This window comes from Caulobacter segnis (genome assembly GCF_003243465.1).
In the GTDB taxonomy this organism is placed as follows: Bacteria; Pseudomonadota; Alphaproteobacteria; order Caulobacterales; family Caulobacteraceae; genus Caulobacter; species Caulobacter segnis_A.
On the sequence record NZ_QFQZ01000119.1, the window covers coordinates 1 to 9,266 of the forward strand.

Below are 9,266 nucleotides of genomic sequence, written 5' to 3' on the forward strand. Positions count from 1 at the left end.
CCCCTGAAGGCTTTCGGAAGCCGGCCCTCAGCGCCGGCCGCAGACCCCGTGCACGGGCCAGCATCCGAAACCCTCAACACTAACTGACGTTGGCTTCCATCCGCGAAGCGGTCCTTGGGCCGCTAGTGCAGATGGTAACATCGGCATGCAAGGCGCGCACGCCGTTCGCTGTTGCCAATTTTGGGCTTGGGCTTACGCAAGCTGAGGACGATCGAGACAACGTCGATCGCTTAAAAGCGGCATTAACACCTTGGAAGCCATGCTACGATGGCGACTGGTAGAAACGACTCAAGCCCATGCCCGCTGCAAAACAGGTGATCGCTATGCTCGCGGGCCATCTCGATGGCGACAGTGAGCAGGTGCGTACGATCGCGTTGCAGATCGCTGCGGCCGAGGCCCGCCAGGGGCACTTGAAGACGGCCGAGGCGATGAAGAAGTTGCTTGCCCGTCCCCTCCCTGATCGGCCGCCGACAACGGCGAAGCCGGCCGGTACAACGCTGCTGACCAAGGCGCGCAGCGAACTGGAAGACCTAGTCACCGTCGCCTCACCCCGGGCTCGGCTTTCAGAGATGACCCTCGCCGCGCCGGTGCGCGAGCGGCTCGATCGCATGGTTCGACAGCAGACGGCGCGCGGCCGGCTGCGGGAGCACGATCTGCGCCCAGGGGCCAAGCTCCTGTTGGTCGGACCGCCCGGTTCGGGCAAGACCTTGACCGCCAGCGCCTTGGCTGGGGAGCTGCACCTGCCCTTGTTCACCATCCGGCTGGAGGCGGTGATCACGCGCTTTCTGGGCGAAAGCGCCGGTAAACTGCGCATGGTGTTCGATCAGATCGCTCAAATGCGTGGCGTCTATTTGTTCGACGAATTCGACGCGATAGGCGGCAAGCGTTCGGCCACGAACGATGTCGGCGAGGCTCGCCGGATCCTCAACTCCTTCCTCCAATTCCTGGAGGAACCCAACGCCACTGACAGCCTAATAGTCGCGGCGACCAATCACCCCGAACTTTTGGATCGCGCCCTCGTGCGGCGCTTCGACGAGATCATTGAATACGGCCTACCCGACGTCGACGGTGTACGCGACATCGTCAAGCGACGCTTGGCCGGACGCGCAGGCCGGGGCCTGAACTGGGCGCGCATTGGAGAGGCTGCCCAAGGCCTCAGCCAGGGCGAGGTCTCGCGCGCCGTCGAAGAAGCCCTTCGCGAGTCGATACTAGCCGAACGCAAGACGGTCGACCAAGCGGGTCTGACGGCCGCGCTTGACGCGCGTCGAGCGATGCGCGAAGCCGTGGCTGACTTGTTCAACGAATAAGTGCAGCTTACTCGGGATTCGCCTCGTCGCCCGGGATCTGCCGTTTGCTTCGACCTCACCTCCGCATCGATAGCTTCGCTCGTGAGGCCCCGTATCGTCGTCCCAAGGGCGGTGGCGCGGGTCAACGGGACTATGGTCGCGCATTCGGCGCGCACGCCGAGGCACTCAAGCGTGATCTCGCCACCGCGTGGGCCGGCGCCGACAGCCTGCTGGCCGCGCGCGACGAGGTGGTGGGCGAGCCAGGCACCTACGTCGCCTTTTCCACCGCGGTCGACGCACCGCTGCCAAACCTAGAGTGGAGGCGCGACGGATTGCGTCTGGCCGCCGCCCAACGCGATGCCGACGGCCGTGCCGCCGGAACGATCTTCGTGCCCGACGCCGCGCGCGGCTTCCTTGAGGACAAGCTGACCGGCTACGGCACACGCCAAACCGCCAAGGGTCGCCCGGAGAACGAGTCGCGGTTTTCACCTGTCGATCGGTTCGCCGCCGCGCGGCTGGAAAACCTCTGGGTTGATACCCGGGCGCTACCCCGCGGTCCTGATCCGGAATGGTGGGAGTGCTGGTGTTGGCCCGACCGTCTTCACAATTTCGAGGATAAGGCGCGTGCCCTGGGCCTTCCAGTGTCCGCCGATCGCCTGCTGTTTCCCGAGCGGACAGTAACCTATGTCCACGCTACCGAGTCGGCGATCAGCCGCCTAGTCAGTGGTTCGGACGCGGTGGCCGAACTGCGCCTAGGGCGGGACACCGCCGCCTTCTTCACCGGCTCAGCGCGCGCCGACCAGGATGGCTGGATCGCCGCCTTCCTGGAGCTAATTGAAGATGGGCGGGGCGGCGATGCTCCGGCCGTCTGCTTGCTCGACACCGGCGTCAATCGCGCGCACCCGCTGTTGTCGACCTTTCTCGCTGCCGGCGATCTCCATGCCGTCCATGAGGCGTGGGGCGTCGACGATCAGGTCGGGCATGGGACGGAATTGGCCGGTCTGGCGCTGTATGGTGATCTCACCCACGCGCTGCAGGGGACTGCGCGCGCGATGCTACGCGTGAGTCTGGAATCGGTGAAGCTCCTACCGCCGGAGGGCTTTCCGCCCAATGCGCCGGCCAATCTCGGTTTGGTGACCCAGCAAGCCGTCGCCTTACCGGAAATCGCCGCGCCGCGCCGCCCCCGCGTCTTTTGTTTGGCGCTAGGTCAGAGCGACGTCAGCGGCCCCCGCGCATCGAGCTGGAGTGCCGCCATTGACCAGTCCGCCGCTGATGCGAGCGTCGACAAGATTGCCGATCGTCATCGGCGTCTGTTCGTGATCGCCGCCGGCAATGTTCCCGACGGTCTGGACGAGGCGGCGATGGAGGACTGGGACAGCCACGAGGTGGAAGATCCTGGGCAGGCCTGGAACGCTCTGACGGTGGGCGGCGTCACTCAGAAGACGAGGATTTCGGAGCGAGACCGAGACCACTGGCGCACGGCTGTCGGCGTTGATGCGCTCAGCCCCTACAGCAAGGTGTCGGCCGCCTGGGCTCGGGGCGTTGCGCCAGTCAAGCCCGAGATCTTGCTCGAAGCTGGCAACCGGGCGGTCGATCCCGCCGACCTCAGCCACTGGAGCGGGTTGGACTCGCTGTCTCTACTCACGACCGGCCACGCGGTGACGACCGCGCCGCTCAGCATCTCGTGGGCCACGAGCGCCGCTGCGGCCCAAGCTGCGGGAATGGCCGCCGAACTCATGGCCGACGACCCCGACTATTGGCCCGAGACGGTTCGAGCCCTGCTGGTGCATAGCGCGCAGTGGACATCGCCAATGCTGGCCCAGTTCAAGGCGCTAGCCTCCAAGGCGGACCGCATGCGGCTGGCCCGGCGGGTGGGGTACGGCCGCGCCGATCTGGAACGGGCGCGTCGCTCGAGAGCCGCTAGCTTGGCCCTGCTGGCACAAGCCAGCGTCCAGCCGTTCGTCAAGGATGGCTCCAGTGTGCGCATGAACGCCTATCACACCTATGAACTGCCCTGGCCGCGCGCAGCACTGGCGATCCTGGCCGAGCGGGACGTAAGACTGCGCGTCACCTTGTCCTACTTCGTCGATCCCAATCCCAGCGCAGACGCGCCCCTGGCACCGGCTCGCTATCGCTCCTTTGGCCTGAGGTTCGATTTGCGCAAGCGCGGCGAGTCCGTTTCGACCTTTCAGAAGCGCATCAACGATCTGGCCGAGACACCCGATGAGGACCTCGATCTTGTCGAACCCGATGCGGCCCGTCTGTTCGGCGCCAAGTCGGTGTCAGCCGGATCCCTGCACACCGACGAGTGGCGATGCGCGGCGGCGGACCTCATCGACCGCGACCGCCTCGCCGTCTACCCAGTGGGCGGATGGTGGAAGGCCTCGCGCCGGCCTGAGATCTGCAATCGCGCGGCGCGCTACAGTCTGGTGGTGACCCTCGACGCCGGCGAGGCCGACATCGACCTCTATGCCGAGATAGAGCAGTTGATCGCCGCTCGGATTGCGGCTGAGGCTAGTGTCAATATTGCAAGATAGGCCGCGTCAGCGACTCCATCGGCTTAGAGGCGGCGCTCTGCCGTTCGCATCTGTCTGGCTATGGCGCGACCTTCTGGATAGAGGAGGATTTTGAACAACACCTTAGCCGCGCCCCATCGAGCGCGCACTCGATCATCGCTGAGCAACAACCTGGGTCGTGTCCGGAACACGTCATCGACGACACCTCAGGATGGCCCCTGTCGGGTATGAGTCACCCCAAGCACTTTGCGTCGGAAACTTGAAGCTTCGAAACGAGGGTCGGTCATCGCCTCCTGCGCTCATCCGGGAACCCGGGCCCCGGCGTTCGCCAGGCGGCCGGCCTAACGTGCAGTCCCCTCAGGGCCGCTCGCCGCCCTAACCCTCGCCCGGCGCCGAAGTCCCCCCGTCGCCCGTCTCCACCAGATCCTCCACGAACAGCGCCATCAGCGCCGATTGCGAGCGCACCCCCGCCTTGGCGTAGACGCGGGTCAGCTGGGCGCGGACGGTGCCGGGGGCCGCGCCGCGCAGGGTGGCGATCTCGGCGACGTCGCAGCCCTTGAGCGCGAACAGGGCGACATCGGCCTCGGCCGCCGTCAGGGTCCATTCGGCGAAGCGCAGCCGCATGAGATCGGCCAGGGCTCCCTTGGCGGCGGCGACGGCGGCCTCGTCCTGGCGGGCGCGCAAGACGAGCCAGCGCACCTGGGCCGCGCCGAACAGCACGCCGGCCAGCAGGGCCAGGGACGCCCCGGCCTCGGCCGCCAGGTGAGGGCCCAGGCCGCCGGCGCGCGCGTCGCCGACGACGTCGACCAGGAAGAACAGGGTCGCGGCCAGCTGCAGGATCACGATGACCGCGATCACCGTGATCCTGCGCTCCAGAGCTCGCCGCCGCTTGTTCATGCGCTGAGGCTTAGCGCCGCCCGGGCAGCATCGCCAGGACGATCCGCCGGCCGCTGCGCCGCGTCTCGAAGACGACGCCGGCGATGTGCAGCACGATCAGGACATAGAGCAGGTTGACGGCGGTCTCGTGGACCTCGGCCAGGGGCCCCTCCTCACGCTCGCCGCCGCCTTCGCGTGCCGCCTCGCGGGCCTCCTCGCGTTCGTCCTCGTCGCGCTCGAGGCGCTGGGCCGCCGCCGGGGGCGCGACGCCGGGCCGACCTTCGGGCCTCGCCGGAGCGCTGGCCATCAGCACGCCGGTGACGACGATGACCGCGAGCACGCTCCAGATCGCATAGACCATCAGGGCGCCCAGCGGATTGTGCGAGGCGTGCTCGGTGCGCTGGCCCGCCGCGATCTCGCGCAGGTGCGCCAGGGCGCGGCGGGGACTGGGCGGGAAGGCCGAGAACCGCGCCTCGGCCGGCCCGATGACGCCCCAGATCAGCCGCAGCGCCAGGGTGGCGGCCAGGGCGTAGCCGACCCAGACGTGCGGCCCCGAGCCTTCCTCGGTGACCAGGGCGTTGGCCAGGATGGCCGCCACGATGGTCCAGTGGGTCAGCTTGACCACCGGATCCCAGCGGCGGGGCGGGGCCTCAGTCGCGGTCATGGCGGCGCGCCTTTTCCGGCTTCTCGTCGCGGTCCTCGCGCGCTTCACGCTCGCGGTCCTCGGCGCGACGAACGACCTCGGGCGGCTTGGCCTTGGGCGATACAGGCTTGGCGGCCTGGGCGGGGGCGACCTTCGGCGGCCTGGGCTTGGCCTCCTCGGCCAGGGCGGGCGCCGCCAGGGACAGGACCAGAAGGCTCGCGCCCAGGGTGGAGAGCTTTGTCATTTTCGGGTCTCCCGTGCTGTTGACGAGAGAAGACCTGCGCCGCGCCCCGACGATCGGCCATTGGCCGGCGGCTTATGCGGACCGGGATAAGCCGCTGCTTACGACCCCCAGCCCGCGGCCCGAGCCTATCTCTGGCTGACCCGCACCCAGTCGACCTCCATGGTCGCCGGCAGGGCCGACTCGTCGACGCCCTTGGCGTTGGCGCTCTCCGGCCAGCGGCCGCCGAAGGCCAGGTTGAGGATCAGGTGGAAGGGCTGGTCGAACGGCGCGGGGCCGGCCTCGGCGTCGTCGCGCTTCCAGTCCTTTTGGGTGACGCGGGCGTATTCGCGGCCGTCCACGAACCAGGCGATCGCCTCGGGCTTCCACTCGACGGCGTAGACGTGGAAGCCGTCGGGCGAGGCCGGGATGACCGTGCTCCCGCCCGCCTGCCGGTGGGCGCCGGCCGCGTCGCTCGCGAAGTGGATCGTGCCGAACACCCGGTTCTCGCGGCCGCCGTCGCAGGCCTCGCACGGCGCGCCGAGGTTCACCGTCTCGAGGATGTCGATCTCGCCGGACTTCGGCCAGCCGCCATAGGTCGACAGCTCCGGCATCATCCAGATGGCCGGCCACACGCCCTGGCCGCCCGGAACCCGCGCGCGGGCCTCGATGCGGCCATAGCGCCAGCTGGCCTTGCCCTGGGTGACGATCTTGCCGGAGGCGTAGTCGCCGGTCTTCATCGGCCCGGTCGGCCCGGCCCAGGGATTGGCCAGGCCCCGCGTCTTGCGCTTGACCACGGTCAGGCGAAGCAGGCCGTCCTTGACCGAGACGGTGTCGGGACTGGCGTCGTAGCACTGGCGCTCGTCATTGCCGCCGCCGCCGCAGTCGGCGGCCGGGGTCCAGCGGCTGGCGTCGAGCTTGTCGCCGTCGAACTCGTCGGCCCAGACCTGCCGCCAGCCGTCCGACTGGGCGAGGACGGCGGTCGGCGCGAGGGTCAGCGCCAGGACGAAGGCGAGGAGCGGTCGGGTGGCGGGCATGGACGCAAGCCTAGTCGAGCGCGGCGGACATTCCCATCCCAGGCGAACCGGCTTAAACACCGCTCCATGCCGTCCGGACCCGACATGATGCTGGAGCTGGCCTGCGGACAGGGGCCTGTCTGCGGGGTGGACGAGGCTGGCCGCGGGCCGTGGGCCGGTCCGGTCAGCGCCGCCGCGGTGATCCTGGACCCCGACCGGGTCCCCAAGGGCCTCAACGACTCCAAGAAGCTATCGGCCAAGGCCCGCGCGGCCCTGGAGGAGGAGATCAAGGCGGTCGCCATCGCCTGGCGAGTCGAGATGGCCGGTATCGACGAGATCGCCCAGTACAACATCCTGCACGCCACCGGCCGCGCCATGTGCCGCGCGATCGAGGGCCTGTCGGTGAAGCCCGCCATCGCCTTGGTCGACGGCAACTACCGCTTCCCGCTGCCGTGCGACGTGAAGACCGTGGTCAAGGGCGACAGCCTGTCGTGCTCGATCGCGGCGGCCTCGATCCTGGCCAAGGAGGCCCGCGACCGGCTGATGATCGAGATGGACGCGGTCTATCCCGGCTACGGCTTCGCCAGCCACAAGGGCTATCACGCGCCGATCCATGTCGAGGGCCTGGTCAAGCTGGGCCCCTCGCCGATCCACCGCCTGGGCTGGGCGCCGGTCAAGGCCGCGCTGGCGGGCGAACTGAACCTGCGCCTGCCGTTCGAGGACGCGGCGGAGTAGCGAATTTCCGACGGGCCAGCGCCACGTTTACGTCTCGCTAACCACGTCCATACACACCGCGTTTACCAGAAAGACTCATGATTCCGTTCTCTTTCTTGAGGACGCGGACATGACCTTCGGGCCGGAAACCATCATCCTGGGCGACTGCATCGAGCAGATGAACGCCCTGCCGGAGAAGTCGGTCGACCTGATCTTCGCCGATCCGCCCTATAATCTTCAGCTGGGCGGCGACCTGCTGCGCCCCGACAACTCCAAGGTCGACGCGGTCGACGACCACTGGGACCAGTTCGACAGCTTCGCGGCCTATGACGCCTTCACCCGCGAGTGGCTGAAGGCCGCCCGCCGGGTGCTGAAGGACGACGGCGCGATCTGGGTGATCGGCAGCTATCACAACATCTTCCGCGTCGGCGTGGCGGTGCAGGACCTGGGCTTCTGGATCCTGAACGACATCGTCTGGCGCAAGTCCAACCCGATGCCCAACTTCAAGGGCACCCGCTTCGCCAACGCGCACGAGACCCTGATCTGGGCCTCCAAGAGCCGCAACGCCAAGCGCTACACCTTCAACTACGACGCCCTGAAGATGGCCAATGACGAGGTGCAGATGCGCTCGGACTGGACCATCCCGCTGTGCACCGGCGAAGAGCGCGTCAAGGGTTCGGACGGCCAGAAGGCGCACCCGACCCAGAAGCCCGAAGCCCTGCTCTACCGGGTGATCCTGTCGACGACCAAGCCGGGCGACGTGATCCTGGACCCGTTCTTCGGGGTCGGCACCACCGGCGCGGCCGCCAAGCGCCTGGGCCGCAAGTTCATCGGCATCGAGCGCGAGGCCGAATACCTGGACCACGCCAAACAGCGGATCGCCAAGGTCGTGCCGATCGCGCCCGAGGACCTGGAGGTCATGGGCAGCAAGCGCGCCGAGCCGCGCGTGCCGTTCGGCACGATCGTCGAGGCCGGCCTGCTGTCGCCGGGCGACACCCTCTACTGCGCCAAGGGCGAGCGGATCGCCAAGGTGCGTCCGGACGGTTCGATCACGGTCGGAGATCTCTCGGGCTCGATCCACAAGATCGGCGCCCTGGTGCAGTCGGCCCCGGCCTGCAACGGCTGGACCTACTGGCACTTCAAGACCGACAAGGGCCTGGCGCCCATCGACGTCCTGCGCGCCCAGGTCCGGGCGGGGATGAACTAGGCGTTTTGTGGGGAAGGGCGTCGGCGTAATTCGACGGCCGGACGGCTCCGGGAAGGGCCTCCGGCCGATCCGCCCAGCGGATCGCCCCCCGCTCACCTAGTTCCAGGCGGCGGGGGAAAGCGCCCGCGTCCTACTCGGCCGGCGTCAGGTCGGACGAGCGCTTCTTCATCATCTCGTCGAAGCTGGTCCACACGCCCTCGGCGCCGTGCCACGAGCCCTTGGTGGCGGCCTTGGAGTATTCGGTCGCGCGGGCTTCGAAGAAGTTGGCGTGCTCGACGCCCGACAGCAGCGACTGCAGCCAGGGCAGCGGGTTTTCCTTCACACCGTACACTTCCGGCAGCTGCAGCTGGCGCAGGCGCCAGTCGGCGATGAAGCGGATGTACTGCTTGATGTCGTCCGGGGTCATGCCCTGGATTTCGCCGGCTTCGAAGGCCAGGTCGATGAAGCGGTCTTCCAGGCCGACCACGTGCTTGCAGCAGTCGACGATGTCGTCGGCCACCGCCTTGGTCACCGCGCCGGTTTCCTTGTTGAAGGCGTGGTACAGCTTGATGATGCCGTCGCAGTGCAGGCTCTCGTCGCGGATCGACCACGAGACGATCTGGCCCATGCCCTTCATCTTGTTGAAGCGCGGGAAGTTCATCAGCATCGCGAACGAGGCGAACAGCTGCAGGCCCTCGGTGAACCCGCCGAACATGGCCAGCGTGCGGCAGATGTCGGCGTTGGTCTCGACGCCGAAGGTCTGCATGTAGTCATGCTTGGCCTTCATGGCCTCGTATTCCATGAACGCC

Annotated in this window: 9 protein-coding genes; 4 read left to right on the plus strand and 5 right to left on the minus strand. The window is 67.9% G+C overall.

Features of this window, described 5'->3' with window-relative positions:
- Positions 1–296 precede the first annotated feature (296 nt).
- Both DI526_RS22130 and DI526_RS22135 read left to right on the plus strand, forming a co-directional pair.
- Positions 297–1,307 carry an AAA family ATPase gene (locus DI526_RS22130; protein ID WP_304282825.1) on the plus strand — a complete coding sequence of 337 codons (1,011 nt, stop codon included), beginning with the start codon at positions 297–299 and terminating at the stop codon, positions 1,305–1,307.
- A gap of 44 nt (positions 1,308–1,351) precedes the next feature.
- Entirely contained in the window at positions 1,352–3,823 is a 2,472-nt protein-coding gene (locus DI526_RS22135; RefSeq protein WP_304282828.1) for a S8 family peptidase, read from the plus strand.
- 354 nt (positions 3,824–4,177) lie between these two features.
- Here the strand turns inward: DI526_RS22135 and DI526_RS22140 are convergent, their stop codons facing one another.
- The 4 genes from DI526_RS22140 to DI526_RS22155 all read right to left on the minus strand — a co-directional run bounded on the left by DI526_RS22140 (position 4,178) and on the right by DI526_RS22155 (position 6,578).
- Positions 4,178–4,699: a helix-turn-helix transcriptional regulator gene (locus DI526_RS22140; RefSeq protein ID WP_304282831.1), complete on the minus strand. Its 522-nt coding sequence runs from the start codon at positions 4,697–4,699 to the stop codon at positions 4,178–4,180.
- Between the two features lie 10 nt (positions 4,700–4,709).
- Positions 4,710–5,342, minus strand: a complete 633-nt coding sequence (locus DI526_RS22145; RefSeq protein ID WP_304282833.1) for a cytochrome b/b6 domain-containing protein — start codon at positions 5,340–5,342, stop codon at positions 4,710–4,712.
- Complete coding sequence (locus DI526_RS22150) at positions 5,329–5,565, minus strand: hypothetical protein (protein WP_304282836.1); 237 nt, start codon at positions 5,563–5,565, stop codon at positions 5,329–5,331. Before DI526_RS22150 ends, DI526_RS22145 begins: the two co-directional genes overlap by 14 nt.
- 125 nt (positions 5,566–5,690) lie before the next feature.
- Positions 5,691–6,578 (minus strand): family 16 glycosylhydrolase, encoded by an 888-nt coding sequence (locus DI526_RS22155; protein ID WP_369692063.1) that lies wholly within the window; start codon positions 6,576–6,578, stop codon positions 5,691–5,693.
- A 66-nt stretch (positions 6,579–6,644) separates the two neighbouring features.
- Here DI526_RS22155 and DI526_RS22160 point away from each other — a divergent pair, with 66 nt between their 5' ends.
- Together DI526_RS22160 and ccrM are read left to right on the plus strand one after the other, a co-directional pair.
- Positions 6,645–7,292, plus strand: coding sequence for a ribonuclease HII (locus DI526_RS22160; protein ID WP_304282839.1), 648 nt, complete (start codon positions 6,645–6,647; stop codon positions 7,290–7,292).
- 109 nt (positions 7,293–7,401) lie between these two features.
- Positions 7,402–8,478 carry an adenine-specific DNA-methyltransferase CcrM gene (gene ccrM / locus DI526_RS22165; protein ID WP_304282842.1) on the plus strand — a complete coding sequence of 359 codons (1,077 nt, stop codon included), beginning with the start codon at positions 7,402–7,404 and terminating at the stop codon, positions 8,476–8,478.
- Positions 8,479–8,608: 130 nt separating this feature from the next.
- Here ccrM and DI526_RS22170 read toward each other — a convergent pair.
- A partial coding sequence (locus DI526_RS22170; RefSeq protein ID WP_304282845.1) for a ribonucleotide-diphosphate reductase subunit beta occupies positions 8,609–9,266 on the minus strand: 658 nt, incomplete at its 5' end.